This is a genomic window from Nocardia exalbida NBRC 100660, from assembly GCF_000308575.1.
GTDB lineage: Bacteria > Actinomycetota > Actinomycetes > Mycobacteriales > Mycobacteriaceae > Nocardia > Nocardia exalbida.
Genome location: NZ_BAFZ01000032.1, coordinates 134,801 through 157,509 on the forward strand (window position 1 = coordinate 134,801; position 22,709 = coordinate 157,509).

The following is a 22,709-nucleotide window of genomic DNA, read 5'->3' on the forward strand; positions in this document are numbered from 1 at the left end:
GAACGATCGCAGACATGGTCCCCCGACGGTGGCGCGCATCCGTCTACTGGAGGCTGAACGAAGCCTATTACGTCGCTGGCGCGATCCGCGTGGTCATCACGCCCCCGCTTTCGGCAGTCGCCCTCGTTCATGGCGATGCCACCCTCCGGAACCGGGCGGGCCAGCAGAACTCCGGCATCCAGACAGGTCAGCTCGAGACGAATGCCCGGACGCCAGCCCAGCGCGGTGAAGGTGATCTTGCCGAGGATCCGGCCTCCGTCACCGAGACAGCAGAGTCCGTAGACAACAGCGCCGCGGCGGGACGGACCGCGCGGTTCGTGACCAGTGGTCCGTGAACAAGTTCCTGCAACGGCGACTGCGGCGGCATGACCGGCGCTGTCACCGCCGACCACCCCTCCTGGTAGTGGCGCCAGCAGACTTTTCAGGGGGTCACAACTGTCGCAACGTGGCAGATGTGCCAGGAACCGGCGCAGGTCAGAGGGTGTTTCCCTTGGTCGTCCTCGGTGTGTGCGAGTGCACTCCAACCCGCGGCTGGGGAAGCGTCACGGATGACGGGAATCTGTGCGCGAGAGGGGACTTGGTTACCGATTCGGGCCACCGATGGGGTGGATCCGTGCGGAAGACACCTCTAAGATAGATCGCTGACTGGTAACCGTCAACTTGGATCTTCGGCCTCTATGTGAAAGTGGCAGGGGTGGCACAAGTTTCGCCACCTTGATGAAATAGCTGAGAAATATTTCTGCGTGGAAACGGGTACAGAAGAGGTCGAGACGGCCGCGCATCGTCCCGCGAGCCGATTGTCGGGCCGTGAGTTCTTCGAAGTACCAGTGGACGAAGCGATCGACGCCGTCCAAGTTGCCGCGCGACAGGTGGCCGGAATCGGTCGCTGGGCCTCTACCGACTCCTACCGCATAGTCGGAGCAGGTGATCGGGTGGCGTTGAAACCACCGCTGCGGCTGAGGCGCACGGTCTTACAGTGGTCGCGCCGACGTAGGAGCTTCGGCAGTCGCTGTGTTGCACACGCCAACTGGCCAACCGATGATCGCAGGTCATCGCCGTTGCCATGTGTGATGTGCCCCGCCGAGGGTACATCACACAAGGGAATCTAGCAGCCCATGGTCGCGGCGTCGGTGTTGTGTGCGGGGTGATGGCGGTGCGCGCAGCGCGCTGCGCGGCGGCCTGCGGGCATCCGGCGGTTCCGCCAACGCGCGCTCATAGCCGCTAGGCGGGTGCTCGCTACGGTGACAGTTACGGCACGAGGTGACAACTACAACCTGTCGTAGACGTATCAATGCTGGATGACGAACGGTGACAGGGAATGTCGGTGGTTGTCGCTGTCGTCGGTGCGGTGAGTTGAACTCGTCGGCAACTGGCTCGACTCGCTGGCGCAAAAGGTCGAGGAATACGACGTCCATCTGGATATCTACAACCCCTGCGACATAATTGTCGACAGATGTGTCGCGGCAGTGCGCATATCCGATTGGTGCGCGGTTTCTCGATGAGGTTCGGCCGGACCGGCCGACAGGCCGCTCGCCCCAGCCACGGAACAACTCCGTTGCTGCGTCGATCGTGAACGGTCGGCCGTAGCAGTTCGGTCGAGGCTAGTGTGCAGATATGGAGGCGTTGGAGCCGGCTCACGGTGCGGAGGCTGGAAGGAGTATTGCTGCGTCTTTGCTGGCGAATGTGTCCAGTCTGGCCGACGACATGCTGAGGTACATAGTCGAGCGGATACCGGAGGTCGTTGGGGATGCTGAGCTTCGCGGCCTGACGTTGGGATCGTGCTCGTCGAATCTCGAAGCGGTACTTTCGATGGTTCGGCATGGGATCGATGTAGCGGCTGCGGAAGCGCCGGTAACGGCGCTCGAACACGCGCGAGCAATGGCTGCACGAGGGCACAGCGTCGATGTGATGCTGCGGTTCTATCGGCTGGGTCATGAGTATTTCACCGAAAAGCTTTCCGAATCGCTCACCGAATGGATCGACGACCCCGCTGTCGCGCTGAGGACGTTCGTCGATCTCGAGCGGTACGGGTTTCGATACATCGACCGCATCTCCAGTCTGGTGGCTGCCGAGTACGTCGCTGAACTCGACCGACGCCAGAACCAGGCACGAGCCGAGCGCGCCGATGTCGTGCGGGCACTGCTTGCTGGGGAACGTGTCGACCTTGCTCGGGCCGAACGTGTGCTCGGCCACCGGCTCACCGGTCGGCAGGTCGGTTTCGTGTGCTGGGTCGACGACCGCGGCGTCGACCTCGAGGGATTCGCCAGGAAGGTTGGCAGGTTTCTCGGGGCTGGTCACTCGCTCGTCGTGGCGGACGGCCCACTCGCGGTGTGGGGATGGGCATCGATCACGGGCGACGTGAGGACTTCGCTCACAGGCATGGCGACGTGGTCGCCCGGCGAACGCGAAAACGTCCACATCGCGGTGGGCTCGCCCCATCCGGGAGCCGCCGGCTTCCGCACCTCCCACCTCGAGGCGCTCCGCACACGCCGGGTCATCGAACTGTCCGGGCGCGCGGCGCCATCGATCACCGAGTTCAGCGATGTCGCGTTGGTGGATGCCATCTCGCGCGACCTGGATGCGGCGAGGGCCTTCGTTGCCGCTCAGCTCGGCGATCTCGCACGGGACGACGTGAAAGCGCGCGGTGAGCGGGCCGCACTCCTGGCTGTTCTCGACGCGCAAGGGAGTCTGGCGACCGCGGCACGCACCTTGGGAATCCACCGAAACACGGTCCTGCAAAGGGTACGCCGTGCCGAAGAGCGCAGGGGTCGGCCCGCAACGATCAAGATCGCCGAACTGCACGCCGCCCTGCTCGTCTGCGACGTGCTGGGGGCCTCGGTGCTGCGCGAATCTTAGCCGCACTGACAGAGCCCCAAGCGCGGCGGGATGTGCTCACAGCACACCGGGGAGGGCTGGGATGGCCTTGTGACCTATACCGACGGTTCGTAGGTTGTGAGGCATCTCATCCCGAAGCGCGAAGGAGGAGTCCGAGTTGACTACGACTCAACACTCCCACCCCCCAGCAGCGGCCTCGCGGCACGCCTTGCCTGATCCGGGCGAGCAGGTTCCTCCGCTGTCCTGGCCGATCGTCGGCATCTTCACAGGTGCGCTCGCGGTTTTCGGCGCGTCGACCTGGGCCGCCCTCAGCGGCACTGTTCCTGCGATCGCCACCATAGCCGCGAGCTCGGCGGCAATCTTCGTCCTGTTCACTGTGTTGCACGACGCCTCGCATTACTCGATCAGCTCACATCGCTGGGTCAACGTCGCCTTCGGTCGCGTGGCGATGTTCTTCGTCTCGCCGCTGATCTCGTTCAAGTCGTTCGCGTTCATCCATATCGAGCACCACCGCAACACCAATGACGGTGATTTCGATCCTGATCACTTCGTCAGCGCCGCGCCTTGGTGGCAGCTGCCCATCCGCTTCCCGGCAATGGACCTGCCATATATCGGTTTCCTGGTGCGTAACCTGCGCCGCCGCCCACGCGCCGAGATTCTCGAAACGGCGGGCTTGATGGCATTCTCGGTGACGGTGATCGTGGCGGCCGCCTTCGCCGGACAGCTGTGGACGCTCGCGGTGATCTTTCTGATTCCCGGGCGGGTGGCGATGTTCGTGCTCGCGTGGTGGTTCGACTGGCTACCCCATCACGACCTGGAAGACACGCAACGCGAGAACCGCTATCGCGCGACCCGCAACCGGGTCGGCTCGGAGTGGATCCTGACTCCCCTGCTCTTGTCGCAGAACTATCATCTGGTCCACCACTTGCACCCCTCCATTCCGTTCTACCGCTATGTCGCGGTCTGGCGACGCAACGAGGCCGCCTACCTGGAGCGCGACTCGGCGATAAGCACCGTCTTCGGGCAGCAGCTGGACGCCACGCAGTACCGCGAGTGGAAACGCCTCAACGGCAAACTGGCCGCACTGTTCCCGGTCCGAATGCCGCGTTCCTCCGCCGCTCGCCAGGCCGGCACCCACCCGATCCCTGTCAGAAGCGTTGAGCCCCTGACTCCGGACAGCGTCAAAGTCACTTTCGACGTTCCCGATCACCTGCGCGACCAGTTCCAATTCCAGGCGGGTCAACACCTGACCGTTCGACACCGGATCGGCGGGAAGGAGGTGCGACGAAACTACTCGATCTGCACCTCGGCCGCGTCGGGAGAACTGGCGATCGGAGTACGGCACATCGCCGGCGGGATGTTCTCGACCTTCGCGGTCCGAACACTGCGTGCCGGTGACGTCCTGGAGCTGATGACGCCAACGGGTAGCTTCGGCGCACCCCTCGATCCACTCGCTCGCCGCGACTATGCCGCGGTAGCGGCCGGGAGCGGCATCACGCCCATCTTGTCGATCATCCGCACCACGATGGAGATCGAGACCGAGAGCCGCTTCACCCTCTTCTACGGCAACCGAACCGCAGGGTCGACCATGTTCGCCACCGAACTCGATGAGCTCGAATCTCGATACGCGGACCGGTTACGCATCGTCCACATCCGCTCCGCCGAGGCGCACCACCCCATCTCTCTTCGCGGCCGTATCGACCTGGCGATGGTGCAACGGCTGCTCACCGGCGACCTCCCTTCGATCGACCGGTGGTTCCTCTGCGGCCCAAATGATCTCGTCACGACAATGCGCGACGACCTCGCATCCGTAGGGGTGCCGACCGAGCGGATACACCTCGAACTGTTCCGCGCCACGAACCGGCCCACACACGTCGATGACTTCCGCGACTCCGAAGTGACCATCACCCTGTCCGGCGCGGATCACACCGTGGAACTCGCCGCGGGTGAGACCGTCCTCGAATCCGCGCTGAAAAACAACATCGACGCACCGTATGCCTGTCTCGGCGGCGCGTGTGGCACGTGCAAAGCCAGAATCACAACAGGAACGGTATCGATGGAGCAGAGTTTCGCGCTCAACACAGCCGAGGTCGAGGCCGGCTTCATTCTGACCTGTCAATCCCATCCCACCACCCCAACGGTCGCAGTCGACTACGACAGCTGAGCGACCTCACTGATTCCGGTCAACGACGCATTCTGCAGGACAGGCACTTTCGTGCCAGTGCCGCAGGCACGGAACTCCTACTTGAACACGGCTGATTCCGTCGCCGGAGACGTGACGGAACTTCTCAGAGGTAACGAGATGTCTATACCGACTACCGCACCAGTGGTCTCCAATGTGCCCGACATCCCCGATGCGATGGCACGGGTTCGCCGCGCGTTCGCCTCGGGCCGGACCCGAGACCGCGCTTGGCGTGCGGAGCAGCTGCGGAACGTGATCCGGCTGCTGGACGAGCAGGAGAATCAGATCGCAGCCGCGCTGGCCGGTGATCTTGGACGCAGCCGGGCCGAAACCTGGCTCGGCGATATATCGTCCACCAGGGGTGAGGCCGTGTTCGCCCTGAAACACCTGCGCCGGTGGATGCGCCGGCGGCGGCAGCCGCTGTCGCTGGTGCAGTATCCGGGTTCGGCCTGGGTGCAGTACGAGCCGCTCGGCGTCGTTCTGGTCATCGGCCCGTGGAATTACCCGGTCTACCTGACTCTTTCGCCGCTGGTGGCCGCGCTGGCCGCGGGGAACTGCGCGGTGCTCAAGCCGTCCGAGCTGGCGCCGGCCACGTCGGCCCTGTTGGCTCGGCTCGTTCCGGAATACCTGGACTCCGAGGCGGTCGTCGTGGTCGAGGGCGACGCCCCGGTCACCCAGGAGCTGCTGGCGCAGGGTTTCGACCACGTGCTGTTCACCGGCGGCACCGAAATCGGAAAGAAGATCATGGCCGCGGCCGCGTCGACGCTGACTCCGGTGACCCTGGAGCTCGGCGGTAAAAGCCCGGTGATCGTGACCGCCGACGCCGACCTGGATATCGCGGCCCGCCGGATCGCCTGGGTCAAGTGCGCGAACTCGGGGCAGACCTGCATCGCGCCGGACTACGTGCTGGCCGATCACCGCATCCGGGATCGGCTGGTGGACAAAATCGTCGCGGCGATCGAGCAGTTCGAGCGGGAGGGTGGCGCCGACGGCCGCCGGATCGTCAACGAGCGCCAATTCGCGCGACTGACAATGTATCTCGCGCAGACGCGCGGCACGATCGCGCTGGGCGGACGGGTCACCGAGGCTTCGCTGTCGATCGAGCCGACCGTGATCGTCGACCCGGATCCCGATGATGCGGTCATGCAGGAGGAGATCTTCGGACCCATCCTGCCCGTGCTGTCATACGAAAGCCTCGACGATGCGGTCTCGTTCGTGAACTCCCGGCCGAAACCGCTTGCCGCGTACTACTTCACGAAATCGGCGGCGGTGGGCAAGCGCCTGGCGGACGAAATCCCGTCCGGCGGTGCGGTGATCAACCATGTCGCCATGCACTGCCTCGTGCCGCAGCTGCCGTTCGGCGGTGTCGGCGCCAGTGGCATGGGCGCCTACCACGGGCGCTGGGGGTTCGAAGCACTCAGTCATCGGAAATCGGTGTTGCGCAAGACTTTCCACCCGGACCTGCAGCTGATCTATCCCCCGTACAGCGAGCGGGCGCTGAAGATCCTGCGCAAGATCTTCTAGGAGGCCGCTGAATCAGCGGTCTTCTGGGGGCATCGGTTCGGTGAGTTGTGCGGTGCGGCAACCCGGCCGGTGCGGTTCGCGGCGGTGGATATGGCCGGCAACTTCAGCACGGCGTGATCGCGGTCCGGTCAATCGGTTTCGGATACCTGAAAGGCTCAAAGATGGTGGATTCCGGCGAGATCTCCTCGCCTGCCCGCTGGGGCAGAACGCGGTCCGCCGCGGAGGTTGTCCCGCGTGCGGTGGGAGAGTTTTTCGGCACCACGCTGGATACCGCGCGGATGTTGCCGCGGCGGCCCTTCCAATTTCGGGAGTTCGTTCATCAGGCGTGGTTCATCGCCAGTGTGTCGATTGTGCCGACGTTGCTGATCGCGATCCCGTTCTGCGTCATGGTGATCTTCCAGATCAATGTGCTGCTCAACGAGATCGGAGCCATCGACTTGTCCGGCGCCGGCGCTGGAATCGCCGTGATTCGCGAGATCGGACCGGTGGCAACAGTTTTGGTGGTCGCTGGTGCGGGAGCGACGGCGATCTGCGCGGACCTGGGTGCACGGACCATCCGCGAGGAGATCGACGCGATGCGGGTGCTGGGCATCGACCCGATACATCGGCTCGTCGTGCCCAGGGTGCTCGCCTCCATGGTTGTCGCGCTGTTCTTGAACGGACTGGTCACCGCTGTCGGCCTGACCGGCGGCTACCTCTACGCGGTCTATCTCCAGGGCGCGACGCCCGGCCAGTTCGTCACCGCGATTCCGCTGTTGACCGGAATACCGGATCTGCTGGTCAGCGAGCTCAAGGCCGGGATATTCGGGCTGCTGGCCGCACTGGTCGCATGTCATCTGGGTCTGCATGCGAAGGGCGGCCCGAAGGGGGTCGGGGACGCCGTCAATCAGACCGTCGTTTTCAGCTTCGTCCTGTTGTTCCTGGCCAACTCCATCATCACCACACTGTGGCTTCACTGAACGGACCGATATGACCATCACCAGCCAACGGCCGTCCGCGGCCGAGCTGCTACGACGGAAGTCGTGGGGGCGCAGGCTAGCCGTCGCCGCCGCGCGCCCCGGCGAGGCCGTCGGCGGCCTCGGTCACCAATTGTCGTTTCACTTGCACGGGATCGGCTGGATTCCACGCACGCTGCGCCGCTATCGCGGTGAGGTAGTCCGCTTGATCGCCGAGGTCAGTCTGGGGTCCGGTGCGCTCGCGGTAATCGGCGGCACCGTCGTTGTCGTCGGATTCCTCACCGCCGCAGCCGGTTACGAGGTAGGCCAGCAGGGAGCTACCTCACTCGGCCGCGTCGGGGTCGAAGCGATGTCCGGATTTATTTCCGCATTCTTCAATACGCGCGAGGCCATTCCGGTGGTGGCCGGCGTCGCGCTGACCGCGACCGTGGGCGCTGGGTTCACCGCGCAGTTGGGTGCGATGCGGGTGAGCGAGGAGATCGACGCCCTCGAGGTGATGTCGATCCCGTCGGTCCCGTACCTGGTGACAACCCGCATTCTGGCCGGGCTGCTCGCGATCATCCCGCTCTACGGCATCGCGCTGTTCATGGGCTACGCCTCGACCCAATTCGTCAGCATTGTGCTGTCCGGCCAATCGCCTGGCACCTATGACCATTACTTCAACCTATTCCTCGTGCCCACCGACGTGCTGTGGTCGCTGTTGAAAGTGGTCATTTTCTCCGTGGTCATCATGTCTGTGCATTGCTATCACGGCTACCATGCGGCAGGCGGCCCTGCGGGAGTGGGCGTCGCGGTCGGCCGTGCCGTGCGTACGTCACTCATCGCGATCATGATCATCGACCTGATCGTCGGTATCGCCGTTTACGGTGGTGTCCACTCGACTGTGCGGGTGTCCGGATGAAGCAGGGAACCTCCCAGCGTCGCGCCGTGCTGCTCGGCATCAGCGCTGTGGTCGCATTCGTCCTCGTGTGGATGGGTGCTATCGCCTCGTGCAGTGGGGAATTCATCGCGAGCACACGGGTTTACCTGTATTCGGATCGTGCCGGTTTGCTGATGGAGCCGGGGGCGGACGTCAAGGTCCGCGGTGTGGTGGTCGGTCGGGTCAGCGCGGTCGACTTCGACAATGATCGGGCGAAGCTGACATTGGACTTGAAACCCGGTCAGGTACAGCGGATTCCGGCGAATGTCGGTGCCGAGATCGCGCCGACCACCCTCTTCGGTCGCAAGTTCGTCACCCTGCTCTGGCCGGACGTACCGGCATCGACGATGCTGAGCGCCGGTTCGGTGATCGACGGGTCGAAGGTACCCGTCGAAGTGAACGACACATTCGACGCGCTGCTCACCCTTCTGGAAACCATTGCGCCACAGAAGGTGAACGCGACGCTCACCGCGTTCGGGACGGCACTCGACGGCCACGGCAGCCGTTTCGGAGACCTGATGGTGACAACGGATCGCTACCTTGCGCAGTTCAATGACGCCATTCCGACATTGCAGCGCGATATCCCGCTCCTGGCCGACAACCTCGACACCTTTGCCGCCGCCACACCCGATTTCATGACCACGATTCGGAACCTGTCGACCACCGGCAACACCATCGTCGAGAAACAGGTGAGTCTGAGCGCATTTCTGCTGTCGTTCACCAATTTCGGAAATACCGGCGAAGTATTCGTAGAGGCGTCGTCGACGCCGCTGATCGGGGCTGTCGAGGCATTGGAACCGACCCTGCGGGTGCTCGCCGAGCAGTCGCCGTCGTTCCCATGCTTCCTGTCTGCTCTCAACCAGGACCGCAAGTTCCTCGAACGCGCACTCGGCGGCGGCAGGCCGGGCTTGAACGTCCTGAGCACCCTCCTGTTGGGCGACGCGCCCTATAGCTACCCGAAGGACCTGCCCGTGAACGGTGCTCATGGTGCTCCCACCTGCTATGGATACCCCTATACGCAAGACAGCCCGCCCGTCGGCCATACCGACTTCGACACCGGCACAACCGTGTACGGGCCGATTCGCGGTCCGGAGGATCTGCTGGGCAACCCCTTCGCCGCACTGATCTACGGACTGACACGATGATCGCCCGTCACGCCGGACTCAAGCTGGTGATCTTCCTGGCCATCACCTCGCTCATCTCGGCCATGCTCGTCGTGGTCGTCGGCGAATTGCGTTTCGTGCCTGCCCGTACCTACCGCGCGCTGTTCACCTCTGCTTCGGGGATGAAGCCCGGTGACGACGTGAAGGTGGCCGGCGTGCCGGTAGGCAAGGTGGAGTCGGTGGACTTCGCGCCGGATCACCTGGTCGTGGTGGCCTTCACCGTCGACCGTAATGTCGCCGTACTCACCAGTTCCACCGCTGCGATTCGGTACAAGAATCTGGTCGGTGACCGGTATCTCGAGATCACCGTCGTGCCGGATGGGTCCGCCGTGCGCGACGAAGACGACGTGATTCCGGTCGATCAGACCACGCCCGCGCTCGATATCGACAGTCTGGTCAATGGATTCAAGCCGCTACTGCAGGGCCTGGATCCGGACCAGACGAACTCTCTGTCGGCGTCGCTGATCGCCGTGCTCAACGGCCAAGAGCAGAACATCGCGGGGTTGGTCGAGCAGATCGGCACGCTCGGCAATGCGCTGGCCGACCGTGATCAAGCCATCGGTTCGACCATCGACAATCTCGGTGCCGCACTCACCGTGATCAACCAGCACGGTGAACAATTCGACGATCTGGTTGTCGACCTCCAGGAGGTCGTCAGCGGTCTGGACAGCGACAGGGCCACTCTCATCGCGGGCCTGGAAAGCATCGACGCGGGCACCGCCGAGGTCGCACAACTCTTACAGGACAATCGCCCGGCCATCACCGCTGATATCGCCCAACTACAGCGGCTGGCAAGCAATCTCAATGTCGACTCGGAAACACTGTCGCTTCTGCTTGCGAAGTTGCCGATGACCTACAACCTGGTCGGGCGGGCCAGCGGCTATGGCAGCTTCGTCAACTTCTTCCTCTGCGGCCTCGCGATCCGTTACACCCCGATCGGCGGCACGGGCTACCAGGACACCCCGATGTTCACCGTTCCCGCTGAAAGGTGCAGGGACACCCGATGAAATCATTCTCCGAACGCGACCCGCTCCGTATGGGACTGGTTGGCATCGGCATCATCGCCGCCCTGCTGGTCGGGCTGTTCAACTACGAATGCATCCCCGGCTGGCCGGGGCATACGACGATCGTCGCCGAGTTCACTGACGCGAGTGGCCTCAATGCCGGCGACGCGGTGCAGATTTCGGGGATCGAGGTAGGCAAGGTCGACCGCATCGAACTCAGCGGCGACCACGTCGATATCGCCCTGCGGGTCGACACCGACGGGCAACGTCTCGGCACCCGCACCACCGCGACGATCAAGGTCGAAACGGCGCTCGGACGCCGCTATGTCGAACTGCGGCCCGACGGCGAGGGCTCCATCGGCAACCGGATCCCGCTGGAGCACACCGCATCCGGCTTCGACATCACCGAATCCTTGAATCAGCTCACCAGCCGTTTGGCGGGCACCGACAAGGCACAGCTGGCCGATGCCGTCGACAGCGTTTCCAAGGTGCTCGACGCATTGCCGGACAACCTGCGGCCATCGTTGGACGGAGTGTCTCGGCTGTCGAATACGATCGCCTCCCGCGACGCCGCGCTGCTCGACCTGCTCGACCGTGCCGAATCGGTCACCGGCGTCCTCGCCCAGCGCAATCAGAACCTGACTCAACTCGTCACGGACGGCGGGTCGCTGTTCGCCGCACTCAATGACCGGGCAGCGATGATCCGCACTCTGCTGGTCGATATTCGCGCCTTCAGCACCGAACTACACGGGCTGGCCCAGGAGAACCGGCAGACACTGGCGCCCATGCTGGCCGAGCTGGACCAAGTCCTCAGCCTGCTCAACGCCAATTACGACAACATCAATGCCGCGATCACCGGTATGCGACCGTTTGTGACCCAACTGGGCGAGGCCGTGGGCAGTGGGCCGTTCTTCGGTGTACTGCTGCAGAACATCGCTCCGGCCAACCTCAATGGTCAGCAGCCCGGCAGCCCCGGAGGAGGACGATAATGGTTGCACTGCGCGCGGGCGTATCCCGGATTCCCGTACCCGGACGGCTACTGCTCGTCCTGGTAGCCGCCGCGTTGACAGTTACCGGCGCGACGCTGTGGACGACCCGAGACGCGACCGTTCGAGTCACGGCTTACTTCACCAACTCCGTAGGGCTGTATTCCGGTGACCGCGTCGTACTACGCGGAGTTCCGATCGGCGGGGTCGACGAAGTAACGCCGGTCGGCGACCGTGTACGCGTAGCAATGCATTTCGACTCCTCGCATCCGGTGAGTGCTGACACCCGCGCCGTGATCGTGGCCCCGACCTTGGTTTCCGGTCGCTACGTCCAGCTCATCCCCAAACGCGATGACGAGCCGGAACTCCGCGACGGTGCTGTGATTCCGCTGGAACGCACCGCCGTTCCCGTGGAATACGACGAAATCAAACGGCAGGTCACCGAACTCGCCACTCAACTCGGCCCGATGGCCGATGACCCGAGCGGCTCGCTCGCCCGTTTCGTCGACGTCACCGCGCATACGTTGGGCGGCAATGGCGCAACGTTGAAAGACACGCTGGTCAACTTGTCGAAGGCGATGCGAACGCTGTCGGAAGGTGGACCGGACCTGTTTGCTACCGTGCGTAACCTCCAGCTCGTGGTTTCCGCGCTCGCGGCCAATGACGAGCAGGTCCGCATCTTCGCCGGCCAGTTGGCCGGAGTATCGAATCGGTTGAACAGCAATCGAACTCAGCTGGATGCGGCGCTGCACGCAATCCGGGCGATGCTGCCCGAGATCCGCGACATCGTCGCCGAGAACCGCGACGCGCTCAACCACGACGTCTCCTCGCTGACCCGGATCACCTCGCTGCTCGTGGATCGGCAGGACGACCTCGCCCAGGTTTTGCATTTCGCGCCGACTGTCATCAGCGACCTGTACAACATCTATGATCCGGCCTCGAAATCGGCGACCGCGAATCTGAATCTCCCGGACTTCCCGGATCCGATGTCGCTGATCTGTGCGTTGCTCACCACCGTGGACGCTCCACAGGCCGAATGCTCACGCGCCAGCGCACAATTCGGCGACCTCTTCGGTGCCGCCGTTCGCGCCGCCATGGGTGGCAGCTCCGCACCTTCGCCGTTGGCCACCGAAGGTATGCCAGGACTACCGAGTCTGCCCGCGATACCCGGGCTGACCGACCTCCTCACGCCGGGAGCGGGCCGATGAAAACCTCGACACGACTACAGGCCGGTGGGGTGCTGCTGGTGTCAGCGCTGTTGACCGCTGGTTGCCGATTCGACGGCGCCAATTCGATCCCGCTGCCGGGCAATACTATTCACGCCGGATCGTATTCGGTGCGGGTGCAGTTGCGTGATACCCAGAACCTGATCGCCAACTCCTTCGTCAAGTCCAGCAACGTCACCATCGGCACGATCACCTCGATCGTCGTCCGCGATTACATCGCGCAGGTCACGCTCGAGATCGACAAAGACGTACAGCTGCCCGCGAACAGCACTGCCCGACTCGCGCAAACCAGTGTGCTCGGTGCCCAATACCTCGAATTGGTGCCCCCCGCCGAGGGCAATACCGAGCGGCCGCTGCGCGAGGGCGACCTGATCCCGTTATCGGCGACATCGGAATATCCCGCGACGGAGGACGTGCTCGCCGCACTGTCGCTCGTTCTCAACGGCAGTGGACTCGAACAGATCCGAACCATCATGGCCGAGATGAACGAGGCGTTCGGCGGTCACGAGGATGCGGTCAACCGGTCATTCGCGCGACTGGTCACCTTCGTCAATGGCCTCGACTCTCAGCGCGGAAACATCGTGCGTGCCATCGACAGTCTCGACTCGCTGTCTAAAGAGATTGCCGCACAGCGGGACACCCTGGGAACGGGTATCGAACAGATTCAGCCGGCCCTGGCGGTACTCGACGAACAGAAAACGCAGCTGACCGCCATGTTCGACAGCGTAGGAAGATTCGGTGCACAGGCCGCGCAGGTGCTGCGTAGCAGCCAGGACAATCTCAGCGCCGACCTACAGAATCTGCAACCCACACTGACCCAGCTCGCCGCAGCCGGTTCCGACCTCGCGGGCTCACTTCTGCTCGCCCTCAGCGTTCCGTTCCCGGTCACGGTCGCCGATCGGGTGGTGCGCGGCGACTACTTGAACCTGTTCCTCACCCTCGACCTCACCGTCGAAGGCGTACAGAACAAGGTCATCGGCAGTATCCCGCTCAACCGCATAGTGCCGATGTCCAACCGAGCGGTGAACCCGCTCACCGCGCCGACCGACCCCGTGCCCGCGGATATCCCCGCGCCCGCCACCACCGACCCGAACGGGGGGCCACGATGAAGACCCGCCTCGTCAAGGTACAGCTCATCGTTTTCGCCATACTCGCCACAGTGAGCCTCGTCTACGGCCTGGTCAACTACGTCGGTATCCAGCGCCTGACCGGAATCGGAACCTATACGGTGACAGCTGATTTCACCGATGCTGGTGGCCTCTACGAATCCGCGTCCGTCACCTACCGTGGGGTGGAAGTCGGCCGCGTCACCGGTGTCGACCTCGATATCGACACCGTCCGGGTGCGGATGCAACTGCGCGACGGGCAGAAGATCCCTGCCTCCACCGCGGCTGTCGTGAAGAGCATGTCCGCCATCGGTGAGCAGTACGTGGACCTGATCCCCGCTGCCGAGGGTGCGCCCTATCTCATTGACGGCAGCACCATTCCGCTGTCGAAAACCACCGTACCGATACCGACCGGCGATGTGCTGGACAGGTCGCAGGCGCTGCTGAAGAGCGTGTCGACCGATTCGCTGCGCACCGCCATCGATGAGACCTTCCAGGCCGTCAATGGCGCGGGGCCGGCCCTGGCCTCGCTGATCGAATCGTCCGCCACGCTGCTCGACCTCGCACAAGCAGATATCGGTCCCACCCTCGCCCTACTGAACGACGCCGAGCCGCTGCTGCGTACCGGGAACTCGGTACAAACCGAAATTCGTTCCGCCGCACACGATCTGTCCTCGTTCACCACACAGTTGGCGATGAATGACGGGCAATTGCGGGACGTGCTCGATCAAGGGCCCGCTACGGCCGATGTTGTTTCCGGCACGCTCGCCGACCTCACCACCTCTCTTCCGCTGCTGCTGGCCGATCTACAGACCGTCGGGCAGGTGTTGCGTGTCAACGTTGCGGGTCTGCGCCAGATCCTGGTCGTATACCCGGCGCTGGCAACCGCTTTGAACTACAGCTTCGTCGGCGGTGGATTCCAGACCAACGACGACACCATGAGCGCGCAGATGCCACTGGATGTCAAACTCGGAAATACCGAGAACTCGCCACCGTGTACAGAGGGCTATCAGGCGACTGTCCGCCGCGACCCCTCGGATACGGGCTTCGCCGAGGTGCCCGCGGGCAACTACTGCCGGATCTCCCCGGACAACCCGAAGGTGGTCCGCGGTGCCCGCAACATCCCCTGCGCAACTGACTCCGCCGTCCGCACCGCCGATGTGGCGAACTGCCCCGGCGGATTGCCCTCGACCTGGCCGGAAATGCTTGCCCGACCCGGCGATCGAGCTGCGGGCGTGGACGCGGCGTACGACACGCACGAGTCGCCTGTTCCCGCCCCGATGCCGCCCCCTTCGACCCCTGCGGCGATCACCGCCCCCTATGCGGAACACGACGGCACTTTCCGTGGACCGGACGGGATCACCTATGTCCTTGGGCAATCGGCCCAATCGGTCACCCAAACAAAGGAGTACCAGGGATGGCAATCACTCTTGATCAAGTAGACGTGGCCGAGGGCGCGTCCGACCCCGAAGCGGGGGAATGGCAGTCACGTCCGGCTCCGCCATGGCGGGTATGGGCAATCGCCGTTCTCGCCGCGGCCGTGGTGGCGTTGGCCGGTGTCAGCTTGCAGCTGTGGCTCGATGTCCGGCACAACCAACAGGATGAGAGCCGCGATCGTGCCGCACTTGACACAGCACGCCGCATTGCCGTCCAGTTGGTCACTCTCGATCACGCTTCGGCCCAGAAGAGCCTCGATGCGATCGGCGCAGATTCGACCGGATCATTCCGGGATCAGTGGGACAAGATCTCCGGCAATTTCGTCACGGTGCTGCGCAACGGCAACGTCGCGTCTACCGGCGAGGTCAAGGAAGCCGGAATCGTCACGATCGACGACAACCATGCGACAGTGCTGACCGCGGTTACCTCGATGGTCAAGAACACCGAAGCACCAGAGGGGCAACAGCGGGTCTATCGCATGAAGATGACTCTCGATCACGTCGACGGCCGATGGCTTGTCTCGAACGTGGAGTTCGTCGCATGACCGCCAGCGACAACGACACCGCGGTCGATGTCGACGTGGAAGAACTCGACAGTGCCGAGTCCTGGGCAGAAGCGGTCCGGTCGCGACAGCGTCTCCCACGACGGTGGTTCCGGCGCCTGTCCACAATGAACAAGCGGACGACCATCACCACCTTTGTCGTACTGGCGCTCCTGCTGGGCGCGGTGACCACCACGACGGTTGTTCTCGGACGCAGCGTTACGCAGCACAACGCGACAACGGCCGCCGCGCAGTCCGCTCAGGAAGCGGCGCGATCGAGGATCTCCACCGTGCTGTCGTACAACTTCAATACGATCGACACCGAATTGCCGAGGGTCACAGACGATCTGACCGGAAAGTTTCGGAGCGATTTCGCCGAAATCAGTTCGAAGGTGATCATTCCCATCGCCCACCGTGATTCGATTATCACCACGGCGAAGGTGGTCGAATCGTCGATCGTCACCGCGGACGTCGACAAAGTAACGGTGCTGCTATTCCTCAACCAAGAGACCTCGAGCGCCAAGTACCAGGGACCTCGTCTGGACGGCAGCCGAATTCGTGTGGAAATGACCAAGGTCGACGGCCAATGGCTGATCTCCGACATCACGCCCGTCTGATATCCAAAGAAGGAACAACCTGATGAACCTCGCTGAAAATCTCGTGATCACCGCGCGCGAGCACTCGGCTCAGATCGCGATCACGCTCGACGAAGTAGCCATCTCGTACGCGCAACTGGACGCGCTCAGTCAGCGAGTATCCGCGATACTGTCCGAATACGTTGTCGCAGTGGGGATCGGGTCGCGATCATGCTCCCGAACGTCCCGCACTTCGCCGCTCTCTACTACGGCGTCCTGCGTGCCGGGACGGTCTTCGTGCCGATGAACCCCTTGCTCAAAGAACGGGAAGTCGCCTACTACCTGCGCGATTCCGGTGCGAAGATCATTTTCGTATGGCAGGACTTCGCCGCCGAAGCCGTCGCGGGTGCCGCGCAGACCGGGGATACCGTGATCACGGTCGATCCGAATGCGTTCCTCAGTCGGGTGATGGGGACCGAGCCGCGCGACATCATGGTCGATCGGGAACCCGATGACACCGCGGTAATCCTGTACACCTCGGGCACCACCGGTCAGCCGAAGGGGGCGGAGCTCACTCACGCCAACCTCGCGGGCAATGTAGACGTGTGCGCCGAGACGCTACTGCACGCGCGGTCCGAGGACGTGATCTTCGGTGGGCTACCGCTGTTCCACGTGTTCGGGCAGACATGTGGGCTGAATGTCGCTGTGCGGGTGGGCGCGACGCTGACGCTGCTGCCCAGGTTTGACCCGACAAAGGTGCTGGAGATTCTCGTCCGGGACAGGGTGACGATCCTCGGGGGAGTGCCGACGATGTACTCGGCGCTGCTGACTCAACCGGGTGCGGCCGAGGTCGATCTCGGGGCGCTGCGCGTCTGCGTCAGCGGCGGAGCCGCACTGCCGGTTGAGGTTTTGCACTCATTCGAGAAGCAGTTCGATTGTGTTCTGCTCGAAGGATACGGGCTGTCGGAGACTTCGCCCGCCGCTTGTTTCGCTCACCCCGATAGGCCCCGTGTCCCCGGCTCCATCGGAACTCCGGTCCGAGGAGTCGAGATGAAGGTGGTCGACAACTATGGCCGTCCAGTAGCAGACGGTGAGGTCGGTGAGATCGTGATCCGTGGCCACAACGTCATGAAGGGGTATTGGAACAAGCCCGAGGAGACAGCCGAGGCCATCATCGACGGCTGGTTCCACACGGGCGATCTCGGTCGGGTAGACGAGAACGGCAACTACTTCATCGTCGACCGCAAGAAGGACATGATCATTCGCGGTGGCTACAACGTTTATCCACGTGAAATCGAAGAGGTGCTCTACGAGCATCCCGATATCGCCGAGGCGGCGGTTCTCGGTGTGGCTCATGGCGAACTCGGCGAGGAAGTCGGTGCCGCCGTCGCCCTCAAACGCGGTGCCACTGCTACCGCTGAAGAATTGCGCGACTTCGTCAAGGAGCGCGTTGCCGCATACAAATACCCGCGCCAGGTCCACATCGTAGACGCACTACCGAAGGGCCCGACCGGGAAAATCCTCAAGCGCGAAATCACCCTCTGAAAGGATGATCGCAACGACACCCGGTCAGTGTCCGTAGCCTCGACGAGAGTCTCTGCACGGCCGCAGGTCTGATCCAGCCACTCGACACTTTCTGCACCTCCGGCGCTGAAGGCGCAGCCACGGACGTTTCCGCCACACGCCGAGAAACGCGATCTCCCCTGTCCCGGCGGCTGTCATGCCGCCGGTACCGAAAGACACGGAGTGACCGACTTGACTTCAACTCAGCCCCGGCACGCTGCCGAATCCGGCACGGCCGCCGGGATCGCGCCGCCCTCGGATTCCATCTTGACAATCGACCCGGCGGAATTCGAGTGCGCGGTCGTCAACGGCATCGCCGCACGCTCCAGCCGGATCGGTGCTCCCGGCTGGGTGCTGCCCGCAGCGCGTGTGCGTAGCCTGCTGGCGTCGCTCGACGCGGTGCTCATCCACCTGATCGCGGCAGTCCGTCGCGCCGAAGCGTCTGTCCACGAACGGAATCGGTGAGCGCGATGCCCAAACGCGAGCCACTCGGCGTCCTGGACGCGGCCTTCCTGACCCTGGACTCACGCGAGGTCTCTGCCCACGTAGGCGTATTGGTCACGTTGTCCCGACCGGAGAACGCGGGCCCTGAATTCATCCGCGACTTGGTTGCCCAGCTCAGGGAGGCCACAACGTTCACGGCACCCTTCAATTACCGACTCGCGCGTTCACCGCTGCGAAAGATCCGTCCCGCATGGGACGTTCTACCCGACGACGAGGTCGACCTCGAATACCACTTCCAGCATTCGGCCCTGCCAAGCCCCGGTGGCCAACGCGAACTTGGTGTGCTTGTATCCCGATTGCATTCCCTGCCACTGGACCGCAGCAGACCACTCTGGGAATGCCACCTCATCGAAGGCCTGTCCGAGGGCCGGTTCGCCCTCTACGTCAAGGTCCACCACGCACTGACGGACGGCGTCAACGGAACTCGACGCATCGCCAAGATATTCGATGCCGACCCGGAGAGTACTCGGCTGCACGCGGTGTGGCAGACCGAACCGAAGACGACTGAGCGGATCCGAGCGACGACAGGGCTGCGGTCGCGCGTTCGGGGGTGGTTCCATCTGGCTGGTGGACTCGCAGTCGCGGTCGGCAGGATCGTCGAGGATGCTGTCCGCCCCAGCGATCCGGCCGTCGCGGTGCCGTTTTGCGTACCGACATTGGAGGTCCTCAACGGACGCATCTGCCGAGAGCGACGATTTGCCACCCAGTCCTACCCGCTCGAGCGGGTCAAGCGGGTGGCGACAGCCCTTGGGGTAACGGTCAACGATGTGTTCATCGGAATCTGCGCCGGCGCTCTGCGCCGTTATCTCACCGAATTCCATGAGCTGCCGCAGCAGAGCCTCGTGGCCGGAACGCCGGTCTCGGTTCGTCGCGCGGGGGACGATCGCGGAAACGCGGTCGCCCTGGTCATTGCGAAACTGTTCACCGATATTGCCAACCCGATCGAACGGATCAAACTGGTCAGCCGGTCGACCACTCTCGCCAAGCAGAAGTTCTACGATCTGCCCCAGATGGTCGGCGATTACTACGGACTGTTGACGAACGGTCCCTTCATCCTGCAGAACATCATCGGAACTGCGGGCCGCTCCCGGCCACCCTTCAATCTGGTGATGTCCAATGTCCCAGGTCCGCTCGAGCCGTTGTATCTGTGCGGCGCACGCGTGCAGGAGACCTATCCGATTTCTCTCCTGGCGCACGGACAGGCGCTCAACGTCACCGTGCTCTCCAGCGCCGGGCGGTTCAACATCGGGTTCGTCGGCTGCCGAGAACGGCTGCCGCACATGCAAAGACTCGCGGTCTACACCGGCGAGGCGTTGGATGAAATCGAGGTCATGCTCGGACTCATCGTGCCGGAACTCGAGGAAGCGAATGAGTCCGTTTGAGAAGGCCCGCTGCCCGGCCACAGATCGGGCAGCGTCCCTCTACTGTCCCCTCTGCCTCGTGGGCCACTACCTGGCCGCCCCATCCGCGGCGCCAGTCGCGTCCTTGTTCGCGCTGGAGGACTGCCGCCACGTCACGCGCGGGTTCGAACGTGATCTCCTCGGCACGGGACTCGAAGTAGTCCGAATGTCGACGCATCTGATGGCTGCGGCACGGACTGCGCCGCTACTGCGTGATCGACGATCTCGCCCAGCGACTGACCGGATTCGACGGTCTGGTCGCCGAGCTCGCGCGGGCGATGACCGCCCACTGCCCGGATCTGACCCAGCAGGTCAACGATCTGGAGCGTCAACTGCGTGACCGGGTTCGGGCTCTGGCGCCGAGCCTGCTCGCCGTTCCCGGCTACGGTGTGCCGGTCGGCCCGCAACGATCAAATTCGCCGGACTGCACGCCGCTCTACTTGTGTGCGACGTGCTGGGGGCCTCGGTGTTGCCAGATTCATCGCCTCACTGACAGGATCCCAAGAGCGCTGGATGTGCTCGCAGCACACCGCGCAGGGCTGGGAAGGCCTTGTTGATTGACACCGGCCGTTTGTAGGTTGGCATCTCATCCCGAAGCGCTACCGAGGAGTCCGACGTTGACCACTGAGCGGGTAGCCCGCCGGACGAAACTCAGCCGGGTCACGGGCTACCGCCGCTTCTGGGACCGCCACGCTCTAGTGACCGCGAAGATGACGCGCGAAGGCCGCCGCATTATCGCGCGTGTCGCGGAGTCCATGGCCAGCGCCCAGCCCCCCCACCGAGCAGATCGTCGAGGCGTTCGTCAGTGCGGTCCGCATCGCACGAACCCATCCTCTCCCGCACGGCTCTGCTGGAGTCTGGCGAGTTGATCGCCGACCCACCGTGGCCGCACGCGGTGTGCGGACAATCCAGGACTCGACAGAAAGGACACACTGATGATGTCAGCATGCGACGAGTTGTTGCTCAATCCGGTGAAGTATGACCCGGAGCATTTCGATCCGCAGACGCGGCGGCTGCTGCGCGCGACGATCGACTGGTTCGAACACCGCGGCAAGCAGCGGCTGATCCAGGACTATCACGGCAAGGTCTTCCACGCGGATTTTCTGACGTTCGTCGCGAAGGAGGGCCTGTTCGCGAAGTTCCTGACCCCGGCGCGGGACGGCGCCGGCGATCCGGACAAGCGGTGGGACACCGCGCGGGTGGCGGCGCTTTCCGAGATTCTGGGCTTCTACGGTTTCAACTACTGGTATCCGTGGCAGGTCACCGTGCTCGGGCTGGGCCCGGTGTGGCAGAGCGACAACGACGCCGCTCGCGCCCGGGCGGCGCGCTCCCTTGCCGATGGCGGTGTCGCCGCGTTCGGCCTCTCGGAGAAGGAACACGGCGCCGACATCTACTCCACCGATATGGTCTTGACCCCCGACGATACCGAGGGGTTTCGCGCGAGCGGGTCGAAGTACTACATCGGCAACGGCAACTGCGCCAGCACCGTGTCGGTGTTCGGGCGCGTGGCCGGAATCGAGGGCCCCGATCAGTACGTGTTCTTCTACGCCGACTCCGGGCACCCGAACTTCCACGTGGTCAAGAACATCGTTCCGTCGCAGATATTCGTCGCCGAGTTCACCCTGCAGGACTACCCGGTCACCGCGCAGGACATCCTGCACACCGGCCAGGACGCGTTCGACGCAGCGCTGAACACGGTCAACATCGGCAAGTTCAACCTGTGCTTCGGTGGGATCGGCGCGGCGACCCACGCCCTGTACGAAACGATCACCCACGCGCACAACCGGATTCTGTACGGGCACCCCGTCACCGACTTCCCGCACGTGCGCCGCGAGTTCGTCGACGCCTACGCCCGACTCATCGGGATGCGGCTGTTCGCCGACCGCGCGGTGGACTACTTCCGCTCCGCGAACCCCGACGATCGCCGGTATCTGCTGTTCAACCCGATCACCAAGATGAAAGTGACGACCGAGGCGCAGAAGGTGATCGGGCTGTTGTCGGATGTCGTGGCCGCCAAGGGGTTCGAGAAGGACCAGTATCTGCTGCTCGCGAAGATGGACATCGACGGGCTGCCTAAACTCGAGGGCACGGTCGCGGTGAACCTGGCGCTGATCGCGAAATTCATGCCTGCCTACCTGTTCGACCCCCAGCCCTATCCGCCAGTGCCGACCCGGCTCGATGCCGCCGACGACGAGTTCCTGTTTCGCCAGGGACCAGCCCGCGGACTGGCGACGGTCCGGTTCCACGACTGGCGCGTGGTATACGCCGCATCGGCCGCCATCCCGAACGTGGCCCGCTTCACCGCACAGGCCGAAGCCCTGGTCACTTTTCTCAGCGAGGCCGCCCCGAATGCCGCCCAGCAGGGCGATCTCGACTTCGGGCTCGCCCTGACCGAACTGTTCACGCTGGTCGTGTACGGGCAGCTGATCCTGGAACAAGCCGAGATCGTCGGCGTCGACGCCGACCTGGTGGACCAGATTTTCGACGTACTGGTCCGCGACTTCAACGCTGCGGCAGTCGGATTGCACGACAAACCCGCCACCACCGAGGCTCAGCAGCAGCGCATTCTGGCAGCAATCGGCAGACCCGTCGCTGACGTGGAGCGGTTCGACCGCATCTGGCAGCGTGTCGCCGCGCTGTCCGGCGCCTACGAGATGAACCAAGGACCCCACCATGGCTGAGCACGCGTCTCGCGGCGCCGCGCATCCAGCCGAAGGTTATGGCAGACGTCCGAGGAATGACCGGAACCGTGCGAACCAATTGGTCCCGGCCGGCGCCCTCACCGCAT

At 63.8% G+C, this 22,709-nt stretch carries 18 protein-coding genes and 1 pseudogene; all 19 read left to right on the forward strand.

Annotated elements, in window-relative coordinates:
• Positions 1 to 14 precede the first annotated feature (14 nt).
• On the forward strand, positions 15 to 335 hold the full coding sequence (locus ON29_RS06855; RefSeq protein ID WP_040865282.1) for a hypothetical protein: 321 nt from the start codon (positions 15 to 17) through the stop codon (positions 333 to 335).
• 1,279 nt (positions 336 to 1,614) lie between these two features.
• Positions 1,615 to 2,856 (forward strand): PucR family transcriptional regulator, encoded by a 1,242-nt coding sequence (locus tag ON29_RS06860; RefSeq protein ID WP_040865283.1) that lies wholly within the window; start codon positions 1,615 to 1,617, stop codon positions 2,854 to 2,856.
• Between the two features lie 136 nt (positions 2,857 to 2,992).
• Positions 2,993 to 4,999 (forward strand): fatty acid desaturase, encoded by a 2,007-nt coding sequence (locus ON29_RS06865; protein ID WP_040865284.1) that lies wholly within the window; start codon positions 2,993 to 2,995, stop codon positions 4,997 to 4,999.
• Positions 5,000 to 5,137: 138 nt separating this feature from the next.
• Positions 5,138 to 6,541: an aldehyde dehydrogenase family protein gene (locus tag ON29_RS06870; RefSeq protein ID WP_040865330.1), complete on the forward strand. Its 1,404-nt coding sequence runs from the start codon at positions 5,138 to 5,140 to the stop codon at positions 6,539 to 6,541.
• Between the two features lie 161 nt (positions 6,542 to 6,702).
• Complete coding sequence (locus tag ON29_RS06875) at positions 6,703 to 7,500, forward strand: MlaE family ABC transporter permease (RefSeq protein ID WP_040865331.1); 798 nt, start codon at positions 6,703 to 6,705, stop codon at positions 7,498 to 7,500.
• Positions 7,501 to 7,510: 10 nt separating this feature from the next.
• Positions 7,511 to 8,398 carry an MlaE family ABC transporter permease gene (locus tag ON29_RS06880; RefSeq protein WP_051174930.1) on the forward strand — a complete coding sequence of 296 codons (888 nt, stop codon included), beginning with the start codon at positions 7,511 to 7,513 and terminating at the stop codon, positions 8,396 to 8,398.
• Positions 8,395 to 9,561, forward strand: a complete 1,167-nt coding sequence (locus ON29_RS06885) for an MCE family protein (RefSeq protein ID WP_040865285.1) — start codon at positions 8,395 to 8,397, stop codon at positions 9,559 to 9,561. Before ON29_RS06880 ends, ON29_RS06885 begins: the two co-directional genes overlap by 4 nt.
• Positions 9,558 to 10,586 (forward strand): MCE family protein, encoded by a 1,029-nt coding sequence (locus ON29_RS06890; protein WP_040865286.1) that lies wholly within the window; start codon positions 9,558 to 9,560, stop codon positions 10,584 to 10,586. Before ON29_RS06885 ends, ON29_RS06890 begins: the two co-directional genes overlap by 4 nt.
• Positions 10,583 to 11,572, forward strand: a complete 990-nt coding sequence (locus ON29_RS06895; protein ID WP_040865287.1) for an MCE family protein — start codon at positions 10,583 to 10,585, stop codon at positions 11,570 to 11,572. Before ON29_RS06890 ends, ON29_RS06895 begins: the two co-directional genes overlap by 4 nt.
• Positions 11,572 to 12,777 (forward strand): MCE family protein, encoded by a 1,206-nt coding sequence (locus ON29_RS06900; RefSeq protein ID WP_063825250.1) that lies wholly within the window; start codon positions 11,572 to 11,574, stop codon positions 12,775 to 12,777. Before ON29_RS06895 ends, ON29_RS06900 begins: the two co-directional genes overlap by 1 nt.
• On the forward strand, positions 12,774 to 13,904 hold the full coding sequence (locus ON29_RS06905; RefSeq protein ID WP_040865288.1) for an MCE family protein: 1,131 nt from the start codon (positions 12,774 to 12,776) through the stop codon (positions 13,902 to 13,904). The genes ON29_RS06900 and ON29_RS06905 overlap by 4 nt, the downstream gene beginning before the upstream one ends.
• A complete protein-coding gene (locus ON29_RS06910; RefSeq protein WP_040865289.1) occupies positions 13,901 to 15,343 on the forward strand; it encodes an MCE family protein in 1,443 nt (480 codons plus the stop codon). Before ON29_RS06905 ends, ON29_RS06910 begins: the two co-directional genes overlap by 4 nt.
• Positions 15,319 to 15,882 carry an Rv1363c family protein gene (locus ON29_RS06915; protein ID WP_040865334.1) on the forward strand — a complete coding sequence of 188 codons (564 nt, stop codon included), beginning with the start codon at positions 15,319 to 15,321 and terminating at the stop codon, positions 15,880 to 15,882. Before ON29_RS06910 ends, ON29_RS06915 begins: the two co-directional genes overlap by 25 nt.
• Positions 15,879 to 16,496 carry an Rv1363c family protein gene (locus tag ON29_RS33645; protein WP_051174931.1) on the forward strand — a complete coding sequence of 206 codons (618 nt, stop codon included), beginning with the start codon at positions 15,879 to 15,881 and terminating at the stop codon, positions 16,494 to 16,496. Before ON29_RS06915 ends, ON29_RS33645 begins: the two co-directional genes overlap by 4 nt.
• A 19-nt stretch (positions 16,497 to 16,515) precedes the next feature.
• Positions 16,516 to 17,999, forward strand: a pseudogene (locus ON29_RS06925) (long-chain-fatty-acid--CoA ligase).
• A 285-nt stretch (positions 18,000 to 18,284) separates the two neighbouring features.
• Complete coding sequence (locus tag ON29_RS06930; RefSeq protein WP_157172675.1) at positions 18,285 to 18,482, forward strand: hypothetical protein; 198 nt, start codon at positions 18,285 to 18,287, stop codon at positions 18,480 to 18,482.
• A 5-nt stretch (positions 18,483 to 18,487) separates the two neighbouring features.
• A complete protein-coding gene (locus ON29_RS34255; RefSeq protein WP_040865291.1) occupies positions 18,488 to 19,903 on the forward strand; it encodes a WS/DGAT/MGAT family O-acyltransferase in 1,416 nt (471 codons plus the stop codon).
• Positions 19,904 to 20,133: 230 nt separating this feature from the next.
• Positions 20,134 to 20,478, forward strand: a complete 345-nt coding sequence (locus tag ON29_RS36625) for a hypothetical protein (protein ID WP_217999089.1) — start codon at positions 20,134 to 20,136, stop codon at positions 20,476 to 20,478.
• Between the two features lie 381 nt (positions 20,479 to 20,859).
• Complete coding sequence (locus ON29_RS06940; protein WP_040865336.1) at positions 20,860 to 22,602, forward strand: acyl-CoA dehydrogenase family protein; 1,743 nt, start codon at positions 20,860 to 20,862, stop codon at positions 22,600 to 22,602.
• Positions 22,603 to 22,709 lie beyond the last annotated feature (107 nt).